This is a genomic window from Kosakonia oryzendophytica, assembly GCF_900094925.1.
Lineage (GTDB): Bacteria > Pseudomonadota > Gammaproteobacteria > Enterobacterales > Enterobacteriaceae > Kosakonia > Kosakonia oryzendophytica.
In genome coordinates this window covers 19,757-40,561 of sequence record NZ_FMAY01000005.1, presented here as the reverse complement: position 1 = coordinate 40,561, position 20,805 = coordinate 19,757, and the positions used below count along the sequence as shown (strand labels likewise).

Annotated in this window: 16 protein-coding genes; 2 read left to right on the top strand and 14 right to left on the bottom strand. The window is 55.4% G+C overall.

Annotated elements, in window-relative coordinates; all coding sequences use genetic code 11:
- Window positions 1-32: 32 nt before the first annotated feature.
- The 13 genes from GA0061071_RS10095 to GA0061071_RS10035 all read right to left on the bottom strand — a co-directional run bounded on the left by GA0061071_RS10095 (window position 33) and on the right by GA0061071_RS10035 (window position 16,497).
- Window positions 33-1,229, bottom strand: coding sequence for a nucleotide disphospho-sugar-binding domain-containing protein (locus tag GA0061071_RS10095; protein ID WP_088237641.1), 1,197 nt, complete (start codon window positions 1,227-1,229; stop codon window positions 33-35).
- The gene (locus GA0061071_RS10090; RefSeq protein WP_088237642.1) at window positions 1,230-1,799 is read right to left on the bottom strand and encodes a hypothetical protein; all 570 of its coding nucleotides are present in this window, start codon (window positions 1,797-1,799) and stop codon (window positions 1,230-1,232) included.
- Complete coding sequence (locus tag GA0061071_RS10085) at window positions 1,796-2,920, bottom strand: glycosyltransferase (RefSeq protein ID WP_088237643.1); 1,125 nt, start codon at window positions 2,918-2,920, stop codon at window positions 1,796-1,798. Before GA0061071_RS10085 ends, GA0061071_RS10090 begins: the two co-directional genes overlap by 4 nt.
- Window positions 2,917-3,870 (bottom strand): NAD-dependent epimerase/dehydratase family protein, encoded by a 954-nt coding sequence (locus GA0061071_RS10080; protein ID WP_088237644.1) that lies wholly within the window; start codon window positions 3,868-3,870, stop codon window positions 2,917-2,919. Before GA0061071_RS10080 ends, GA0061071_RS10085 begins: the two co-directional genes overlap by 4 nt.
- Window positions 3,867-5,153 (bottom strand): F390 synthetase-related protein, encoded by a 1,287-nt coding sequence (locus GA0061071_RS10075; RefSeq protein WP_088237645.1) that lies wholly within the window; start codon window positions 5,151-5,153, stop codon window positions 3,867-3,869. Before GA0061071_RS10075 ends, GA0061071_RS10080 begins: the two co-directional genes overlap by 4 nt.
- Complete coding sequence (locus tag GA0061071_RS10070) at window positions 5,150-5,956, bottom strand: MBL fold metallo-hydrolase (RefSeq protein ID WP_088237646.1); 807 nt, start codon at window positions 5,954-5,956, stop codon at window positions 5,150-5,152. Before GA0061071_RS10070 ends, GA0061071_RS10075 begins: the two co-directional genes overlap by 4 nt.
- Window positions 5,934-6,950 (bottom strand): NAD-dependent epimerase/dehydratase family protein, encoded by a 1,017-nt coding sequence (locus GA0061071_RS10065; RefSeq protein ID WP_088237647.1) that lies wholly within the window; start codon window positions 6,948-6,950, stop codon window positions 5,934-5,936. The genes GA0061071_RS10070 and GA0061071_RS10065 overlap by 23 nt, the downstream gene beginning before the upstream one ends.
- A complete protein-coding gene (locus GA0061071_RS10060; protein WP_088237648.1) occupies window positions 6,947-7,954 on the bottom strand; it encodes a 3-oxoacyl-[acyl-carrier-protein] synthase III C-terminal domain-containing protein in 1,008 nt (335 codons plus the stop codon). The genes GA0061071_RS10065 and GA0061071_RS10060 overlap by 4 nt, the downstream gene beginning before the upstream one ends.
- A 96-nt stretch (window positions 7,955-8,050) precedes the next feature.
- Complete coding sequence (gene narI / locus GA0061071_RS10055) at window positions 8,051-8,728, bottom strand: respiratory nitrate reductase subunit gamma (RefSeq protein ID WP_088237649.1); 678 nt, start codon at window positions 8,726-8,728, stop codon at window positions 8,051-8,053.
- Window positions 8,728-9,438, bottom strand: coding sequence for a nitrate reductase molybdenum cofactor assembly chaperone (narJ, locus tag GA0061071_RS10050; RefSeq protein ID WP_088237650.1), 711 nt, complete (start codon window positions 9,436-9,438; stop codon window positions 8,728-8,730). The genes narI and narJ overlap by 1 nt, the downstream gene beginning before the upstream one ends.
- Window positions 9,435-10,970 carry a nitrate reductase subunit beta gene (narH, locus tag GA0061071_RS10045; RefSeq protein WP_088237651.1) on the bottom strand — a complete coding sequence of 512 codons (1,536 nt, stop codon included), beginning with the start codon at window positions 10,968-10,970 and terminating at the stop codon, window positions 9,435-9,437. Before narH ends, narJ begins: the two co-directional genes overlap by 4 nt.
- Complete coding sequence (locus GA0061071_RS10040) at window positions 10,967-14,710, bottom strand: nitrate reductase subunit alpha (protein WP_088237652.1); 3,744 nt, start codon at window positions 14,708-14,710, stop codon at window positions 10,967-10,969. Before GA0061071_RS10040 ends, narH begins: the two co-directional genes overlap by 4 nt.
- Window positions 14,711-15,108: 398 nt before the next feature.
- On the bottom strand, window positions 15,109-16,497 hold the full coding sequence (locus GA0061071_RS10035; protein WP_088237653.1) for a NarK family nitrate/nitrite MFS transporter: 1,389 nt from the start codon (window positions 16,495-16,497) through the stop codon (window positions 15,109-15,111).
- A gap of 308 nt (window positions 16,498-16,805) precedes the next feature.
- On the opposite strand from GA0061071_RS10035, the gene narX reads away from it, so the two are divergent.
- Both narX and narL read left to right on the top strand, forming a co-directional pair.
- Complete coding sequence (gene narX, locus GA0061071_RS10030) at window positions 16,806-18,605, top strand: nitrate/nitrite two-component system sensor histidine kinase NarX (protein WP_061496299.1); 1,800 nt, start codon at window positions 16,806-16,808, stop codon at window positions 18,603-18,605.
- Entirely contained in the window at window positions 18,598-19,248 is a 651-nt protein-coding gene (gene narL / locus GA0061071_RS10025; RefSeq protein ID WP_061496301.1) for a two-component system response regulator NarL, read from the top strand. The genes narX and narL overlap by 8 nt, the downstream gene beginning before the upstream one ends.
- Here the strand turns inward: narL and GA0061071_RS10020 are convergent, their stop codons facing one another.
- Window positions 19,249-20,661: a YchO/YchP family invasin gene (locus GA0061071_RS10020; RefSeq protein ID WP_061496303.1), complete on the bottom strand. Its 1,413-nt coding sequence runs from the start codon at window positions 20,659-20,661 to the stop codon at window positions 19,249-19,251.
- Window positions 20,662-20,805: the final 144 nt, after the last annotated feature.

The window sequence follows — 20,805 nt, the reverse complement described above, 5'->3', positions numbered from 1 at the left end:
TCGGGATCCTGGCCATCCGCATGGGAAACGAGTTACGCCTCCTTCCCCTCTACCACCCTCTGCAATGCTGCTTTCGCGCCTGCGATTGACTGCACACCACCGCGTAACCAGATGCCTTTCCCACAATGATGAAGACGCGCCGCATGATCAAACTGGTCATAATCAACAGGATAAACCAGCGACGGGATCTCACGTTGCAGGCAGTGCCAGAGGATACCGGCGCCGCCATGGTGAATAACAGCATCATAATGTGCAAGCCAGCAGTCATAATCGACCCATGGCAAGCGCACCACATTTTTCTGCCCGGTCACGCTACCAGCCGCCATATCGCCATCGGTGAAGTGGAACATCCAGTCAGGCAGCGTCTGTGCCAGTTGATGCACGGCCTGCACGACAGCCTCTTTATGCCAGTCCAGATGGGTGCCTAATGTCACCAGCACATGGCGCTTACCGGCCACAAAGGGCGGTGCAGTGGTCGTTAACGGTGGCGTATAAAGTGCCGGGCCAATAAACCTGACCGCCACAGGCCAACTGCGCGGAAATTCAAACCACGCCTCCCCCAGAGCCAGAATGCAGTCCGGCGAATAGGCATTTTCACTGCCATCCTGGCGATAGAGTTCGGAAATTCCCGTCTGGCGGATAGTCTGGCGGAACAACCTGAACAGCAGCCGTTTAAACCCCCGCACTTTGTGACGGTGTAATGTCTGCGTAAAGCGCTGCAACGTATTTACCGGTGGCAGCAATCCACCACAATAAGCGGGTACACCATCGGGCGTATCTATCACACAGGGTGATGGCATGCTGGTCCACCAGGGTATAACCAGGCGACGGCAGACTTCGCCCACCACTGGCAGGGTGAAATCGGCAATCGCTAAATCCGGTTTTCCCTGTTGCAGCCAAACGCCCGCCAGTTCATCGGCAAAGTTTTTTAGCAAGCCCACCACCCGCTTAAACTGCCGGTACAGGCGCAATGGGTTAGACTTCACGGCATAACGCGGGTTCACCACAGCGGTTAAAGGCGAGTCATAATCGCCGGGAAGCAGCAGCGCCGTCAGCCCGGCTGCTTCAATGCGCGTTCTGGCCCCTTCGGTGCTAATAATACGCACCTGGTAATGTGTCGACAGCGCTCTGCCCATTGCCAGCACCGGATGCAAATGCCCGGCAAACGGCGGCGCCAACAGATCGATGCGCGTTACATCCGGCGGAATCAAAGCCAGCAAGCGTTCCATTTAGCTGCTCCCTCCGTGAATATCCGCCACAAAGGCACGGCATAACGCCGGTAATGCAGGCTGTGTCAGGTAATGCATATGGCCACTCTCAATCTGTTTGTCTGGCGAGGGAAACCAGCAGCGCGAAATATAATCCGTACGCCCCTGCACTAACACATGGCGGCACGTCGGGCGCTGCCGGGCGACCGGGCCATAAGCAAAAATCGCAATGTGCGGCATCACTTCAGCAGGTAACTGCAGATTATTAAACAGTTCCAGCCCGCAACTTCCCGCCAGCACTATCGTCTGGTCGGCTCCGGCCAGCATCTCCAGAGCCGTCTCACGGTAACAGCGGACAAAGCGTGCGTGGCGCGATGCCAGGTACTCCAACATATTACTGAGGCTGGCGCGGACGATCCCCGTCTGGCGCCAGGCTTCAGGTTGTGGCAGCCAGGGAAAGTTATGCGCAACGCAATGCTGCCCCTCGTCACTAATGGCATGCATGAACGCCAGTTGCTGCGGACTCAGCGCCCAGTTACCCCAACAACTTCTGCCCGTAAGAAAAACATACTGTAGACGCGGTCTGCTCATAGTGAAGTAAAACGCTCATTGCTGTAGATCCTGTAGCGACGGGTGCGCCACGTAATCGTACGGTTGCACAACGCGTGCAACAGGTGAAGCGGCTGTAACAATTCAGAGAGTAATGACAGCAACAGATGCGGCGCGATCTCTGCATCAACCTGGCGTTGCACCTGGCGCAAAGCGAGGTGGCGTATCAGTAGCACAGCCGCCAGCACCAGCGCAGGTGTCAGGCCAGTCAGCGCCATTATCACCATCGCCCATATCAGTAAGGGATGCAGCCCCTGCAGCAGGAAAATCATCAGCCTGGTCGCCACGCTTTTCTCACGGAGTAACAGGGTGGCAAACAGAAACCAGCGGTGCATCTGCCGGTTGTAATGGCCCATATCGGTAATAGTGGTCTGCACCCGTACGGTCGCCGTAGACTGGATAATCTCTCCCCCTTGCCGGATAAGATGGGTCGCCAGCGCCAGATCATCCGTCAAATGCCGCAGGATGGGGGCAAAGCCACCGATCCGCTGCAACAGGGTCAGCGGCAGCATGTAGCACATACCATTAAGGGTGAGCGGTGCACAAAAAGGTACCAACGGCAAGTAAGTCAGTGGCGAATTGTCATTAACAAACTGCGCCAGCAGGCGTGAAGGCACGTTGCGCGCAGGCCGGTACCAGGGTAATGCCGTCACCAGGCTGTTATCACGCAGTTCGCTGATCATCCTGCTGGCTGATCGGGCGCTGAGCAGCGCATCATCATCCAGCACCAGAAAGATCTCCGTTTGCGCCACTGCGCGTGCACGCTCAAGCTTGAAAAGTTTTGGATTGACCCCTTGTGGCGGTGCGGCAGAAACAATAATACGCACGGCACACTGAGGATGACGTTGCACAATGCGTGCCGTAATGGCGGCGGCGTCGGCATCATCCTCGTCAATCAGCCAGATAAACTGTGCACCACTGAGTGCCGTTAACGCGGACTCGAGTACCGATTCCAGGGCCGGATCGCCGCTGAGGATAGGTTGCGCCACCGTCAGACGGTGCAGATCCCCCTGCGCGACGACGGCGTGCGTGCGCACCACGCGAAGAGCAAAAACCAGTTTAAATAGCAGGATTGCCAGCCAGCTCAGCGCTATCAGCATCATTTTTGTTTCTCCTGTTGCTGCAGAAACGCCGACAGTGTCGCAGAAAACGTACGCCCGGGCGGACCAAAATCGGCCAGCATCCGTGTCACATCCAGCGTTGCGGAATAACCAAAAACACCCACACCAAAACGGGTTATGGGGGGTTCACCACGCAGCGGCAGCCAGCGCCACAGGCGCTCCATCGCCCCGGCAAAACGCAATGCCGTGGCAACATCCATCGTCCGCTGGGGTAACGGTAACGCCATCTGTGTTAATACCTCGTCAAGCAGGGTTTCCACCACCACCGGGGCATCGGCAGAAAGGTTATAACAAGGTTGTAAAAGGGCATGGTTAGCGGCGCGCCACAGGTAATCGCATAACTCATCCACATGCAGCAAGTCCGTACGCGCCGGGGTATTTTCAGCGCGTAAACGTACCAATTGCCGCTTGCGTGCAGCCGCGATTAACGGCGGGAACAGTAACGAGTCCCCTGCACCGAAAATGCCGCAAGGCCGAAGTACCGTTTTTTCACCGGGATAATCGGCCAGCAACTGCTCGGCCAGGTATTTGCTACGTCCATACTCACTGGTAAACGGCGGACCAATGGCGGTATCTTCATGCAGCGCATACTGATGCGCAAAGCGATAATAAACAGCAGCGCTGGAGAGAAAAATCAGGCGCGGCAACCCATTACGGCGGCAAAAAGCGATAATGTGACGGGTGGTTTCAACGTTGTCGCGGTAATAGGCCTGTGCCGTACCCCAGGGTGAAGCCCGCCCCGCAGCATGAATAACCACTTGAGGGCGAAAATCCAGTTCGTCCAGCCGCTCCAGTGCCAGCGCACGGTAGTAAGGGGAATGTGGCAGCGGTCGACGGCCTACCCCGCGCACCTCCACATGGGGGATACCCGCAAGGTAAGCGAGTAACCGACCGCCGATAAAACCGGATGCACCCGTGATGAGGATCTTCATACACCATCCCACTGGCGTATAATGCGCCGCCGCTTATGGGTAAAGACGCAGTCAATCGGTGCAGCAGATAACGTCCAGCGTAATGTTTCTGTCGCGATGCCCTCGCCTGCCATCCAGTTGATGAGCGCATCCCGGCAGGTAACCAGCGCACCGGCATCACACGTTGCTGTCAGGTGGATCTGTGCCGCTGCGGTCTGTACAAGGCGATAATCCGCCTCCAGCGGTAATGCCTGCGCCAGAACACGACTACAGGCATCGGCAAAGACCGGCCGCCATTGCCCGCGATTATCGGGCAGCAGCAGTTGATCATCGTGCCGCCCTTCAATGTGCGCAATCGCTCGCGTGGCACTCCCGCAAGGACAAGGAGAGTCCTCAACAGTCAGGACATCATCCAGACGATAACGCACGATGGGCTGAGTACGCCGGGTGAAGTCGGTGATCACCGGCACAAAGCGACGGTCATCGATCCACTGCGGTTCAATGTGCACAAACTCCTCATTGAGATGCAGTGTGCCATGGGCACAGGTTGCAGCCAGGAAACCCTCCGTCGCCTGATAGATCTCCCCCACCTCGCCAAAAACGTCTCGCAACAACGTGCGATCCTGCGGTTCGAGAACCTCGGCAACAGAAATCACTTTCTTCACCTTCAGGGTCAGTTCGCCCGCTCTGACTGCCAGCGCGAGCGCACGCAACACCTGCGCCGGCGCCACGATCAGTGTCGGCGATTGCTGCTGCAGGCGGGTAATCTGTTGCGTGAAAGGCTGCAACAGATCGTAGAACTCCAGCGTCAGCCAGCGGCTATTCACGCTCTGGTAAAGCTGGTTATCAGCACGCAAAAAGAGCGCTACCCGCTCACTGGCGAATAACCCGTCCGGGAGGGCTTTTGCCAGTACCCCGGCAGCCCAGATCTGGCGCTCTTGCGGACTGACGACAAATAACCCACGCTGCCCCGACGTGCCTGACGATAACCCGACACTGAAACGGCCGATGGTCGGCGAAAAATCCCGACTGCGTTCGCTTTCCAGCGCACAAGCCAGCAGTTCTTCACGCCGCAAGCCCGCGGTATTCATCTCATCAAAGTGGGCCATCATCAGCGCTTTGTCCATCAACGGCCATTGGCTAAACGGCTTATCAAGCCAGGGTATAAACCAGGGGCTATTCATCAGAACACGACGACGAAAGGCCGCCATCTTTTTGGCCTGCCAGGCCTCCAGCCCGGCACGGGAGGTAAAACGGCGGCGACGAATCAGAAAATAGCGCGCTAACAAGCCAGCCAGATTCATATATCGCCCTCATGACACAACAGGATCTCCGCCTCACCCCGTTGCCAGAGCTGGTTAAGCTGTGCCAGCGTGCGGTAATACGCTTTCGTATCACTAAGCACCAGGTTTGCCAACCGCGAAGGCCCGCGCAGGGTCTGATAGCTGACGGGCGACCAGGCCGCATCCGCCGCCAGCAATGTCCAGCCCTTATCGGTTAACACGAACGCGCCGATATGCCCCGCAGCATGGCCCGGTAACGGCACAAGGATAATTTGCCCGTCACTACCCGGCAGTGCATATCCCTGCCCGAAAGGTGCCAGCGCAGCGGGCAGTGCCAGGATCGGGAAGCGTTCAATAAACTGTACCGTTGACTCAAATGCTTCCGGGATCAAGCCCGGAATAAAGGCCTGACGCAGCGCCGCAAAGCCGCGTAGTGTTCTCACCTGCTGCCAGCCTTCACCGGAACAGATGCTGGCCACCCCCGGAAAATCGCGCAACCCGGCGACATGGTCGGCATGAAAGTGCGACAAAATAATGCCGTCGATATCGCGTCCCACCAGCCCTTGCGCAAGCAGTTGCTGCGCCAACGACTGTTTTTCGTCGAAGTAAACCGGTGTCAATTGACGATAGAGATTAAAAACGCCCTCGCGGCTGTACTGTTCAAACCATGAGGCATACCCCGTGTCCCAAAGCCAGCGCCGTTCGCCGACTTCCAGCAGCCAGGCGCGAGAGGGAAACTTGCAGACGCGAAAGCCCGCACCTTTCAGCGCCATGCAGCCCAAATGCGTGCAATAGCCCACTTCAAAGCCGGTGATTTTTGCCATTCGTCCTTATCCACTGTCCGGTCAGAGCAATCCCGTGTGCCAGCGAAAATTGCGGTTGATATCCAAGCACCTGCTCCGCTTTGGTGGCGCTCAGCGTCATATCAAAGCAAACCGTCCCCGCACTGTAGCGGGTGATCGGCGGCTCTTTGCCGCAACATGTCCCTACCAGTGACATGCCGCGAGCCACCAGAGATAACAGCGGCCAGGGCACCGATTTAATCCGATAATTGAGGCCAAGCTGCTGGCGAAACAGTGCATCAAGCATCGCCACCAGCCGCTGTGGTTGATGGTTCGTAATATTAAAGGCATCCCCGGATTGTACCGCGCGGTTCTGCGTCGCCAGCGTCATCGCATGCACCACATTGTGCACAAAGGTTAAGTCCAGCAGCGCCTCACCCCCACGCGGCAGACGCAACAGACCGCCATCTCTCTGCAGTTGCTGCAACAGACGCGGGACAATCACCCGATCGTGCGGCCCAAACAAGCCTCGCGGGCGCAGCATCACAAACGTCGTATGCGGGTGGCTGGCAACCGCGGCCTGAATCGCCTGCTCCGCAGCATATTTGGAACGGGCGTAATGGCTGGCGAATCTGCGCGCCAGGTAGGTTTCCGGCACATCGTAATGATGGCGAAAATCAAAGTAGATAGCGGGTGTCGAGATATGCACAAAGCGCGGAACAGCAAGCTGCCCGGCAGCCTGCGCAAGCGTCTGCGTTGCCCGAACATTGGCCTGATAAAATGATGCACGATTGCCCCAGGGCGAGGATTTGGCGGCACAGTGCCATACTGCGTCGCAGTTATTCATCAAGGACAGGCACTGCGCCACGCTGGCGGTAGCGAGATCCAGTGGGATAAACGACGCGCCCAGCGCGGTCAACGCCGCACCCGCCTCGCGATTACGCCCGGTAGCTATCACCTGATGCCCCTGCTCCCGTAGCCACTGTGCCGCATTGCGGCCAAGCCCACTGGTTGCGCCCGTAACCAGCACTCTCATGGCAGCAACACCATGCCGGACAGGGTTAACCCTGCCGCTGTGCCGATCAACAACACCGGCTCTCCTGAACGCACTTTTCCACTGCTGATGGCATGATGCAGTGCGGTCGGGATCGACGCCGCGACCTGGTTGCCGTGATGGCGATAAATATCGATTAATATCCTGTCCGGCACCGCCAGGCGTTTACGCATATGTTCCAGCGACAGATGGCTGGCCTGATGCGGTACTACCGTGGCAATGTCAGCCAGCGTCAGTCCGCTTTTGTTCAGCAGACGGGTGAAGAAGCCTTCAATGCGCGCGGAGGCAAAGCGAAACAGCGGTTTCCCCTGCATATGAAACAGAAAATCGCTGTCATGCATGCCCGATCGAGGGTTACGTCGGGTCCCCCCGGCGCGGATCTCGCACAAGTCACTCCCTTCCGGATAGACTTCCGTCAGGCTGGCCAGCACACCGCGGTGTCCATCACCACGCTCAACGATGGCGCAGGCTGCGCCGTCGCCAAAGATTAACGAAGACTCCTCATGTTGCCAGTCGATACCCCTGGACGCCAAATCTGCCGCAACAATCGCAATACGTCGGTAACTGCCGGTCGCCAGCAACCCCGCCGCAACGTCCAACGCAGTAATAAAACTGACGCAACTGCTGTTGACATCAAATCCGGCGGTACCGGCAGGCATGGCTGCCGCTTTAAGAATGTGCGCCGCACTGCAGGGCAGCGCCTGAATACCAATGGCACTGGCGCAGATCAGCAAATCAATGGAGGATGGGGAAATAGACTGTGTCGCCAGCGCGTTATGCAGTGCCTGTGCGGCCAGTTCCGCCTGGTTTTCATCAGGCCGGGCATGAAAACGGTGCTCAATACCGGAGCGTTGACGAACATAGCCCGCCGGTTTACCCAGCCGACCGTCGAGATAATCCGAGGTGATACAGGTCGCAGGCAAAGCGATGCCGGTGGCAATAATGTTGAGTGCCGCAACAGGTGCGCGCCCGGAAAGAGTCCCCATGAAACTGTTCCTTGTTGTTCTTCTTCGGGCGAACAGTTTACGGATAAAAAAAACCCGGGAATAGTCTGCTTTCCCGGGTTTTTATTCACGACACGCTTAGCGACGGGCGCGAACTATCTGGTACTTACGCGTTAAGTACTCGACCGGCGCGCTCCAGATATGCACCAGGCGCGAGAACGGGAACAACACAAACAGCGTCATCCCCAACACCAGATGCACACGATAAATAAATGCCACACCATCAAGATGCGCAGACGCGCCACCGTGGAATGTCACCACCGATTGCGCCCAGCCCACCAGTTTCATCATCTCGCTACCATCCATATGTTGGGCAGAGAATGGAATGGTCAACAGGCCCAATGCGCACTGCACCATCAGCAGCGTCATGATCAGGATATCTGCCGCCGTTGAGGTCGCACGAATACGCGGATTAAACAGACGGCGTTTCAGCAACAGTAGCCCCCCAACCAGACAGAGCACGCCACTTGCACCACCGCCGATCATGGCCATTTTCTGTTTCACTTCAATTGGCAGAAACGACTCGTACATCCAGTGCGGCGTCAGCATGCCAAGGAAATGCCCGGCAAAAATCCCCAAAATGCCGATATGGAACAAGTTCGAGGCCAGGTTCATCCCTTTGCGATCCAGCATCTGACTGGAGCCCGCACGCCATGTGTACTGACCGTAGTCATAACGCAGCCAGCTCCCCACCAGAAATACCGCACCGGCTATGTAGGGATAAATGTCAAAGAAGAACATATTTAGGAAGTGCATTAGCGCTCTCCTCCTGTTGTGATATTCAGATATTGCGGTGCGACAGCCCCCGCAAAACGGCGCTGATGTGCAGTAATGTCGGCATCGCTACAGCCCTGCTCCGCGAAGAATTTCACCTGCTCTTCTTCCCATACGGCATCCAGCGCCTGCGGCGTATCATCCCGCGCTTCACCGGCAATTTTTTCAGCGACCTGCCCGTTATCCACTGCGGTTTTGCTCAACGTCAGCAAGGCGGTGAACAGCGTGGCATAAGCGCTTTCCCGCTGCTGCAAACGTGCCTGCAGCAGCGCAAGGATGGGGGCAATATCCTGCAAACCGCCAATCGCTTCGGTAAACGGCAGTTGCGCCAGGTACTCCAGATAGAGCGGTAGATGATCCGGCAATTCACGGCTGTCAAGTTGCAAACCATGGCGCTCATATTGCGCCAGCAGATCCACCATCGCCTGGCCACGATCGCGGGACTCGCCATGCACATGCTCAAAGAGCAGCAGCGATGTGGCGCGCCCACGATCAAACAGCTCGCTATAGCTGGCTTGCGCATCCAGTAAGGTTTGTGACGTTAACTCGCGAAAGAAACTCGCCACCTGCTGCGCGTCGTCTGACGCCATATTTTCACCCGACGCCAGAGCCTCTAATACCTCCTGTTGATGCTGCCACAGGGCAGCATCCGGGTATTCCAGCAAACGGGAAATAACCACCAGTTCAATCATGGGTGCGGCTCCGTTTTAATCGTGACATCCACGGCATCGATACGACGGCTGTTGAACAGGTTTGCTTTGCTGTCTGAACCATGGCAACCGTCACCGAAGCTAAAGCCACAACCGTTTTTCTCCGGGAAAGCCTCACGCGCCAGTTCGCGATGACTGGATGGCACCACAAAGCGATCTTCGTAGTTGGCAATGGCGAGATAGCGGTACATCTCCTGCGCCTGCGCCTTCGTCAGCCCGACCTCTTCCAGAGCACGGGTATCTTCCACGCCGTCTACCGTTTCGGCGCGTTTGAAGTGACGCATCGCCAGCATCCGTTTCAGTGCCAACAACACCGGTTCGGTATCACCCGCCGTCAACAAGTTGGCAAGGTACTGCACCGGAATGCGCAGACTTTCTACATCCGGCAGAATACCGTTGCTGCCCAGTTCACCGGCATCCGCAGCAGACTGGATCGGTGACAGAGGTGGCACATACCAGACCATCGGCAATGTGCGGTATTCCGGATGCAGCGGCAGCGCCAGCTTCCAGTCCATCGCCATTTTGTAGACCGGCGATTTCTGCGCCGCATCGATCACACTTTGCGGTACGCCATCCTTCAGCGCCTGCGCGATCACGTTCGGGTCCTTAGGATCGAGGAACACGTCAAGCTGACGCTGATACAGGTCTTTCTCGTTTTCCGTGCTGGCAGCGTTTTCAATCGCATCCGCGTCATACAGCAGTACGCCGAGGTAGCGAATACGCCCTACGCAGGTTTCTGAACAGACAGTTGGCATCCCGGATTCAATACGCGGGTAACAGAAAATGCACTTCTCGGATTTGCCGCTTTTCCAGTTGAAGTAGATTTTTTTGTACGGGCAGCCGGTAACACACATACGCCAGCCACGGCATTTATCCTGATCGATCAGCACAATGCCATCTTCTTCACGCTTGTAGATAGCACCACTTGGGCAGGTCGCCACACACGCCGGATTCAGGCAGTGCTCGCACAAACGCGGCAAATACATCATGAAGGTGTTTTCAAACTGGCCGTACATCGCCTTCTGCATGTTTTCGAAGTTCTGATCTTTGCTCAGTTTGTCGAATTCACCGCCTAAGTCATCTTCCCAGTTCGGACCTGCGGTGATTTTGTTCATCCGCTGACCGGTAATCAGTGAACGCGGCCGCGCGATCGGCTGATGTTTGCTTTCTGGTGCGTTATGCAGGTTCTGGTAATCAAAGTCGAACGGCTCGTAATAATCATCTATTTCCGGCATATGCGGGTTAGAGAAGATTTTACCGAGCAGCAGCGCACGGTTGCCCATGCGCGGTTGCAGTTTACCGTTGATTTTACGGATCCAGCCGCCTTTCCATTTTTCCTGGTCTTCCCAGTTGGCTGGAAAGCCGGTGCCCGGTTTGGTTTCTACGTTGTTAAACCATGCGTATTCCATCCCTTCACGGCTGGTCCAGACGTTTTTACAGGTTACAGAACAGGTATGACAGCCGATGCATTTATCAAGATTCAGCACCATGCCGACTTGTGAACGAATTTTCATTTTGCGCTCTCCTGTACCTGGTCATTGCCTTCGCCATCCAACCAGTTAATGTTCTTCATCTTACGCACCACCACGAACTCATCGCGGTTGGAACCGACGGTACCGTAATAGTTAAAGCCATAAGCCAGTTGGGCATAGCCGCCAATCATATGTGTCGGTTTCGGGGTAATACGGGTGACGGAGTTATGAATACCGCCGCGCTGCCCGGTAATTTCAGATCCCGGCAGGTTCACAATGCGTTCCTGCGCGTGGTACATCATCGTCATACCGGAAGGCACACGCTGGCTCACCACTGCACGTGCAGTTAGCGCACCGTTACTGTTGAAGACTTCGATCCAGTCGTTATCCGCAACACCCATCTCTTTGGCATCGGTTTCGCTTAACCAGACTACCGGCCCACCGCGGCCCAGCGTCAGCATCAGCAAGTTATCGCTGTACGTAGAGTGGATGCCCCATTTCTGGTGCGGTGTCAGGAAGTTAAGGGCTTTTTCCGGGTTACCGTTCGCTTTCACACCCAGCACCTCTTTCACGGAACGGGTATCAATGGGCGGGCGATAGACCAGCAGGCTCTCACCAAAGTCGCGCATCCACTGGTGGTCCTGATACAACTGCTGACGACCGGAGAGCGTACGCCATGGGATCAGTTCATGGACGTTGGTATACCCGGCGTTATAGGAGACGTGCTCATCTTCCAGACCTGACCAGGTCGGGCTGGAGATAATTTTACGCGGCTGCGCCTGAATATCGCGGAAGCGAATTTTCTCTTCCTGTTTATTCGTTGCCAGATGGGTGTGGTCGCGACCGGTAAATTCACTGAGGGCTGCCCAGGCTTTTACCGCTACATTACCGTTGGTTTCCGGTGCCAGCGTCAGGATCATTTCCGCCGCATCAATTGCGCTATTCAGCATCGGCTGGCCTTTCGCCGGGCCTTCTGCTTTGGTGTAGTTCAGCTTGCGCAGCAGATCCATTTCACTCTGGGTATTCCAGGCAATACCTTTACCGCCGTTGCCGATTTTCTCCATCAATGGGCCGATAGAGGTAAAACGTTCGTAGGTTGCCGGGTAGTCACGTTCCACCGGGATAATGTGCGGTGCCGTTTTACCGGGTATCAGGTCACATTCGCCTTTTTTCCAGTCTTTTACGCCCAGCGGTTGTGCCAGTTCGGCAGCCGAGTCGTGCTGAATAGGTAACGTGACCACATCGGTTTCTTTACCAAGGTGACCGACACAGAGTTCAGAGAAGGATTTTGCGATCCCTTTGTAAATTTCCCAGTCGCTTTTGGATTCCCATGCCGGGTCAACCGCAGCAGAGAGCGGATGAATAAACGGATGCATATCCGACGTATTCATGTCGTCTTTTTCATACCACGTTGCTGTCGGCAGCACGATATCTGAGTAGAGGCAGGTACTCGAGAGACGGAAGTCCAGTGTCACCACCAGATCCAGCTTGCCATCGAGACCGTTGTCATGCCACTCCACTTCTTCCGGTTTCACACCCCCCTGTTTACCCAGGTCTTTGCCCTGAATACCGTGCTCCGTCCCCAACAGGTACTTGAGCATGTACTCATGGCCTTTACCGGAGGATCCCAGCAGGTTTGAACGCCAGATAAACAGATTGCGCGGATGGTTTTTGCCATTTTCCGGCTGTTCTGCTGCAAAACGCAAAGAGCCTTCTTTCAGCGATTTGACGGTGTAATCCACCGCGCTCATCCCGGCTTTTTCTGCTTCGGCAGCAATACGCAGCGGGTTAGTGCCTAACTGCGGCGCAGACGGCAACCAGCCCATACGTTCAGCGCGAACGTTAAAGTCGATCAGATGACCGGTATAGCGGGATTTATCCGCCATTGGCGACAGGAACTCCTGTGCCGTAACCGTCTCGTAACGCCACTGGCTGGAGTGGTTGTAGAAATAAGACGTACTGTTCATGTGGCGTGCCGGACGTTGCCAGTCGAGGGCAAACGCCAACGGCTGCCAGCCGGTCTGCGGACGCAGTTTTTCCTGACCGACGTAGTGCGCCCAGCCGCCGCCGCTTTGACCCACGCAGCCACAGAAGATCAGCATATTGATCAGACCACGATAGTTCATATCGAGGTGATACCAGTGGTTCATCCCGGCACCGACGATGATCATCGAGCGACCGTGCGTTTTGTCCGCGTTATCGGCAAACTCGCGCGCAATACGAATAATCTGCGACTGCGGAACACCGGTAATTTTTTCTGCCCAGGCAGGCGTATACGCCTTGATTTCGTCGTAGCGGGTCGCGCAGTTGTCGTCACCCAGTCCACGATCCAGACCGTAGTTGGCCATGGTCAGATCGTAAACGCTGGTTACCAGCGCCGTCGAACCATCCGCCAGTTGCAGACGTTTCACCGGCAGTTTGTGCATCAGCACATTTTCCAGCTTAACGCTGGCAAAGTGTGCGGTACTGTCTCCACCAAAATACGGGAAGCCAACCTCTGCCACTTCATCGTGTTTGCCGAGCAGGCTCAGGCTCAGCTCAACGTCAGCACCATTGCCGCCGTCGCGCTGTTCCAGGTTCCATTTGCCCTTCTCGCCCCAGCGGAAACCGATAGAACCATTTGGTGCCACCACATTGCCCTGGCTATCCAGTGCCACGGTTTTCCATTCCGGGTTATTTTCCTGACCCAGCGCATCCACCAGATCCGCAGCACGCAGCATACGACCTGCAGCGTAATAACCTTCACGCTCTTCAAGCATCACCAGCATCGGCATATCGGTGTAGCGACGGACGTAATCAGTGAAGTACTGGCTCGGTTTATCCAGGTGGAATTCGCGCAGCATGACGTGGCCCATGGCCAGTGCCATCGCGGCATCGGTACCCTGCTTCGGTGCCAGCCACAAGTCGCACAGTTTGGCGATTTCGGCGTAATCCGGCGTAATGGCAACGGTTTTGGTACCTTTGTAACGCACTTCGGTAAAGAAATGCGCATCCGGTGTACGGGTCTGCGGAACGTTGGAACCCCATGCGAGAATATAACTGGAGTTGTACCAGTCAGCCGATTCCGGCACATCGGTCTGCTCGCCCCAGGTCTGCGGCGATGCAGGTGGCAGGTCACAGTACCAGTCATAAAAACTGAGGCAGGTACCACCGAGCAGCGACAGGTAACGCGCGCCGGAAGCATAAGAAACCATCGACATCGCCGGGATTGGCGAGAAGCCCGCTACGCGGTCCGGACCGTAGGTTTTCACGGTATAAACGTTGGATGCCGCAATAAGTTCATTCACTTCCTGCCAGGAAGAGCGAACGAATCCGCCGCGGCCGCGCGCCTGTTTAAAGCTTTTTGCTTTATCGGCATCTTCGATAATTGAGGCCCAGGCATTAACCGGATCGCTGTGCTTCGCTTTTGCTTCACGCCACAATGCGATCAGGCGTTTACGCATCAGAGGGTATTTCAGGCGGTTAGCGCTATAGAGGTACCAGGAGTAGCTGGCGCCGCGAGGGCAGCCACGAGGCTCATGGTTTGGCATATCGGGGCGAGTGCGAGGGTAGTCAGTTTGCTGGGTTTCCCAGGTGACCAGACCGTTTTTGACGAAAATCTGCCAACTGCATGAACCGGTGCAGTTTACACCGTGGGTTGAGCGCACGACTTTATCATGCTGCCAGCGGCTTCGGTATCCATCCTCCCAGTCCCGGTTGGTGTTTAACAGCTGGCCGTGCCCGTCGGCAAAGGTTTCGCCCTTCTGTTTGAAGTAGCGAAACCGGTCCAGGAATTTACTCATCGGGTGTTCTCCTGTTGGAGCCTGTTCGGCTCTCTTGCTAAATCGACATTGCTGGATTTGTCGCGAAGGTAACCCCCACAAAGACAAAGAGAATTGATGGCGATCAAGCCGTCAGATCTTCATTTCTGCGCCAAAATAGCGGAGTACTCCCAAAGAGTTATCCTTTTCTATTTTTTATCTTTATGAAAAATAAAGCTTTTATTGATTACGTAGCGAAATTATACGTTGCTTTGTCATGCCCGAGGTATTAAGGGGTAGATACACTGCTTGACGGAATAATCCACGGGGGCATCCGCAGCAGGTGACACTGAAAATATATAAGTATGTTGTAACTAATGAAGAGGTCAAAAAAGCGCGGCTCGTCACCGCGCAAGGATAATCAACAGTTACTGCGTTTATTATTTTTTACGTCCGTATATCGCCCAGGTGATCACCACGCAGGCCACATAGAACACGAGGAACACTTTCATTGCGCCTGCCGGGGAGCCGGTTAACGCCAGTGAAGTGCCAAATGCTTTAGGAATAAAGAACCCGCCAATCGCGCCAATTGCCGAGATAAAGCCCAGCGCTGCCGCGGTTTCCGTTGCGGCTTCGCGCATAGCTTCGCTCTCAGTGCCGCCGGCATTTTGTACACGTTCCATGGTCATTTTACGGAAGGTGACCGAAATCATCTGGAAGGTAGAACCGCTCCCCAGCCCCGCCGTCATGAACAGCACGAGGAAAACGCAGAAGAAGGCTGTGAAATTGCCTCCCGTACCACCCGAGGGTAATGTCAGGAACAGCAGTGCACTGAATATCGCCATCGCCATGAAGTTCACCAGCGTGACGCGAGTCCCCCCCAGACGATCGGAAATTGCCCCACCAGCAGAACGCGCCAGCGCACCCACTAACGGCCCAAAGAACGCGAAATGCAGGACCTGCACTTCCGGGAACTGGGTTTTCGATAACATGGCAAACCCGGCAGAAAAGCCGATAAACGAGCCGAACGTTGCCAGATACAAGAAGCTCATGATCCACAAATGTGAACGCTTCAACACCGGCAATTGCGCACGTAAAGAGGCTTTAGAGGTCGCCAGCTCGTTCATCCCAAACCAGGCTGCCAGCGTACAGACCACCAGCAGCGGAACCCAAACCCAGGCCGCATTTTCCAGATACAGTACCGAGCCATCTGGCTGGGGTGTACCGGTTGCACCAAACGCCGCGAAAATGGAGAAAGAAACGGCCAGAGGCGCAATTAACTGCATCACGCTGACGCCGAGGTTCCCCAAACCGCCATTGATGCCCAGGGCACCACCCTGTTTCTGTTTCGGAAAGAAAAAGCTGATGTTCGCCATACTGGAGGCAAAGTTCGCGCCAGCCAGACCGCAGAGCAGAGAAATAACGATGAAGGTGCTGTACGGTGTGGTGGGATCCTGTACCGCAATGCCAAGCCACACGCACGGGATAATCATGATGCCGGTGCTGAAAGCCGTCCAGCGACGACCACCGAAGACAGGCACCATAAAAGAGTAAGGAACACGTAACAGCGCGCCGGATACCGATGGCAACGCAGTCAATAAAAATAACTGGTCGGTAGTAAACTGAAATCCTACTTTGGGGAGATTAACGGCCACTGCGCTAAAAAGCATCCAGACACAAAATGCCAAAAGCAGACAGGGAACGGAAATCCACAGGTTGCGGCTAGCAATACGCTGCCCTTGTTGCTGCCAGAATGCCGGTTCTTCAGGACGCCACTCAGTAATGACTCGTGTGGACGTACTCTTTTCCGGGATGGATGAGTGCTGCATAAACACCTCTATTGTTCGGTTTGATACCTGCAACATTAGTTTTTATAGCGTGGGTTAAGTTGATATAAATCAAAGGAAAAGCGGCCCTTTCTCCGGGCAAAAAAACAGCATGCTCATTTATGAGTAGCGGATAGAGATAAAAAAGATGTGGTTTTTCACGGTGCTGCCCTTCACTACTCTGTTCGTTCCATCCAATGCTACCCAGCCGGCAATAAAGAGGTAATACCTTGGGGGTATGGGTATACCCCAGACGATAGCTGACAATAGCGTTATCCGCACGGGTCGCGGCACAGGAGCCTTCATCGCTTATGCTAAAACGCCTTTTCTCACCGCTTACGCTGGTTAATCAACTGGCGCTGATCATGCTGTTGTCCACGGCCATCGGCGTGGCAGGTATGGCTATATCTGGCTGGTTAGTGCAAGGCGTTCAGGGAAGTGCGCATGCGATTAACAAAGCCGGCTCACTGCGTATGCAAAGCTACCGCCTGCTTTCCGCCATTCCCCTGCATGAAGATGAGCAATACCTGATTGACGAGATGGAGCAAACGGCATTTAGCCCGGAATTGGCTAAAGCTGCAGCACGTGACGGTCAACAACCGCAACTCGCAGAACTGCAACATTACTGGCACAGTGACGTGATCCCGGCGATTAAAGGCGCACAACAACCCAGTGAAGTCGCCAGTACGATCGCCATTTTTGTGGGTCGCATTGATCAGTTGGTCACCGCATTCGATCACAGCACCGAGCAGCGCATTGAACGGGTGGTGATCATGCACCGGCTGATGGCGTTGCTGATGGGATTATTACTGCTGTTCGCGGTGATGTGGTTGCGGGCTCGCCTACTCCGTCCGTGGCAGCAACTTTTGCAAATGGCACGCGCCGTGAGCCACCGCGACTTTACACAGCGTGCAAGCATCAGCGGGCGCAACGAGATGGCAACGCTCGGCGAAGCGCTGAATAACATGTCCGCCGAGCTGGCAGAAAGCTATGCCGTACTGGAGCAGCGCGTCCAGGAAAAAACAGCCGGTCTTGAGCAGAAAAACCAGATCCTCTCTTTTTTATGGCAGGCCAACCACAGACTGCATTCACGCATTCCGCTCTGTGAGCGTCTCTCCCCCGTCCTCAATGGCTTACAGAATTTAACACTGCTGCACGACCTTGAATTGCGCGTGTACGATATGGAAGACGAGGAAAATCACCAGGAGTTTACCTGCCAGTCAAATGCCAGTTGTGATGACAAAGGCTGCTATTTATGTCCGCGCGGCACGCTTCCGACGCTGTCCAGTGTCGGGACAACGCTGAAATGGCGGCTGGCGGACGCGCATATGCAGTACGGCTTGCTGTTGGCGACCCTGCCGCCGGGCCGCCATTTAAGCCACGATCAGCAGCAACTGGTGGATACACTGGTTGAACAACTGACTGCGACGCTGGCGCTGGACAGACACCAGGACCGCCAGCAGCAACTGATGGTGATGGAAGAGCGCGCGACTATTGCTCGCGAGCTGCATGACTCGATCGCCCAGTCGCTCTCCTGCATGAAGATGCAGGTCAGTTGCCTGCAAATGCAGGGAGAGGATTTGCCGGAGAACAGCCGGCATCTGTTAGGGCAAATCCGTAATGAACTCAATACGTCGTGGGCGCAACTACGTGAACTGCTGACCACCTTCCGTTTACAATTAACCGAGCCGGGGCTGCGCCCGGCGCTGGAGTCAAGCTGTCAGGAGTACAGTGAGCGGCTCGGTTTCCAGGTGCGGCTTGATTATCAGTTGCCGCCCAGACTGGTGCCGTCGCATCAGGCGATTCACCTGTTGCAGATCGCCCGCGAGGCGCTCAGCAACGCACTAAAACACTCTGGCGCGACGTCGGTCAGCGTTGCAGTGCAACAGCAGGAAAACCGGGTAATATTACGCATCAGCGACAACGGTTGCGGTATCCCGGTTAATGCTGAACGGACCAACCATTATGGATTGATCATTATGCGTGACCGCGCACAAAGTCTGCGCGGCGACTGCCAGGTACGTCCGGTCGCATCCGGCGGCACTGAGGTGGTCGTAACCTTTATTCCAGAGAAATTTCTCTCATCCATGCAAGGAGATAACCATGAGTAATCAGGAACCGGCCACCATCCTCCTGATCGACGATCATCCAATGCTGCGAACCGGTGTTAAACAGTTAATTAGCATGGCGCCGGATATCACCGTGGCTGGCGAGGCGAGCAACGGGGAGCAAGGCATTGAGCTGGCGGAATCACTGGATCCGGACCTGATTTTACTGGATCTCAATATGCCGGGCATGAACGGGCTGGAAACGCTGGATAAACTACGGGAAAAAACACTCTCCGGCCGCATCGTGGTGTTCAGCGTCTCCAACCATGAAGAAGATGTGGTCACCGCACTGAAACGCGGCGCTGATGGTTATTTACTGAAAGACATGGAACCGGAAGATCTGCTTAAAGCACTGCAGCAAGCTGCCGCCGGAGAGATGGTATTAAGTGAAGCTCTCACGCCTGTACTGGCCGCCAGCCTGCGCGCCAACCGGGCGACGACTGATCGCGATATAACCCAACTGACGCCGCGTGAACGCGATATCCTCAAACTGATTGCGCAAGGGCTGCCGAATAAGATGATCGCCCGCCGTCTGGATATCACCGAAAGTACCGTCAAAGTCCACGTCAAACATATGCTGAAGAAAATGAAACTGAAGTCCCGCGTGGAAGCTGCTGTGTGGGTTCACCAGGAACGTATTTTCTGATCATTGCGGGTCTGGTAGCGCCCAGCCCGCACTTTCCTCTGTCTGGGGTGCAATGATCGGTTCAGTCAGTTTCAGTTCGATGGTATTGGACATGACGCGCTGCCCTTTACCATCCTCAACCAGCGCTGAAAGCGTCCAGCGATTGGTTGCCCCTTCCGCACTGTCCCAACGCGGCATAATCAGTGTCCAGCCTTCTGCGCTGTGACCGTTAGCAGGCGGTGTCAGGCTCAAAACCTGCGTATCGCCCTGCCAGGTTATCGAACGGATGCCGTGCACGCTGTTAATCTGCAATTTTAGTTCTACGGTCTCACCAGGCTGTAAGTCCCAGGGTGGCGTGGCCAGAAACACCGACAATGTCTTCCGCTGGCGATACTCAAACACCGGAGCCATATTGCGCGTCGGACTGTCATAGCGGCTGCCGCGTAACGAGCGACTTTCTGCCACTTCACTGGCAGAGAGTTGCTTCCAGAGCGGGACACCAAAGCGATAATTGACTTTCAATCCGAGATCATTCTGACTTGCACCACTCTCCCCTTGCTTGTGCTCAGCGGTCAGCGTCACCAGCGGCACCGGGGTATAATTCAGACCCAGTTTTACGGCCACAGGATTGTGATAACCGGTGCCGGTATCGAACAGATCGACGCTGTCGCCAAAATATTGCTCAAGACTAACGCTGGTGTTCAGTTGCTGATAAAACGGCAGTCTCGCCTGCGCCGTTACGTCATAGCCGCGCGCCATGCGCTGTTGCAGCGTAGCGGTTTGGTCACTCCAGTTACTCAGTGGTTGATAGTAATTAGCAGAAAAACGCAGATACTCGCCCCAGGCTTCAGCACCCACTCCGGCACGGCCCTGGTTATCATCAAGAAGGGTGTCGTAAAACGTGTTGTAGCCCAGCAACCAGTCTCCGGCTATCCAGCGTTGTCCGATCCCCGCATTGCCCACCAGTCCGGCATCCTGTTGCGTTAACCCCAGCATGCTCCAGGTGAGATAACGGTTATTATCCTGCACTGGCAGGAACCAGTCCCCGTGGCTACCGGTAAAATTGCCATCCTTATCCGCCCTCAGATCAACCGAGGTGCTGCCCCACGGTGATAACCAGGACTCCACTTTCTGGCTCACTTCATCGTTGACGACATCCTGTATCTGCCCAAACGCAAACTGTCGCGCCTGTTCGCCAGTGGTCAGACCGTTATCGGTCATGCTGGCTTCGCCGAAGGCTTTTGCCATTTCAGCGAAATGTTTTTCCTGCGTGCTATTTTCGGGCGCCATCCCCAGGTCCGGCAAGCCATCGCCATTATTATCAAAGGGATTTTCCGCCTGCTGTACAAAACGATTTTGCTGGGCACTGGCAGAAACGCCTGCCAACAACAATGCGAGGAGTAAAAAGAGTTGGGAATGTATGACGTTACGCATCACGACACTAATTATGATCCATCCCGTTGCAGGTTAAACACCTTTTAAGGTTAACGTTTTTGGCCCACCTTTGCAGCCGTAGAGGGCATTCCAGGAAGATCCTTATCGTTGCCGTCCTGGGACACCGGCCATCTGCTCGCGAAT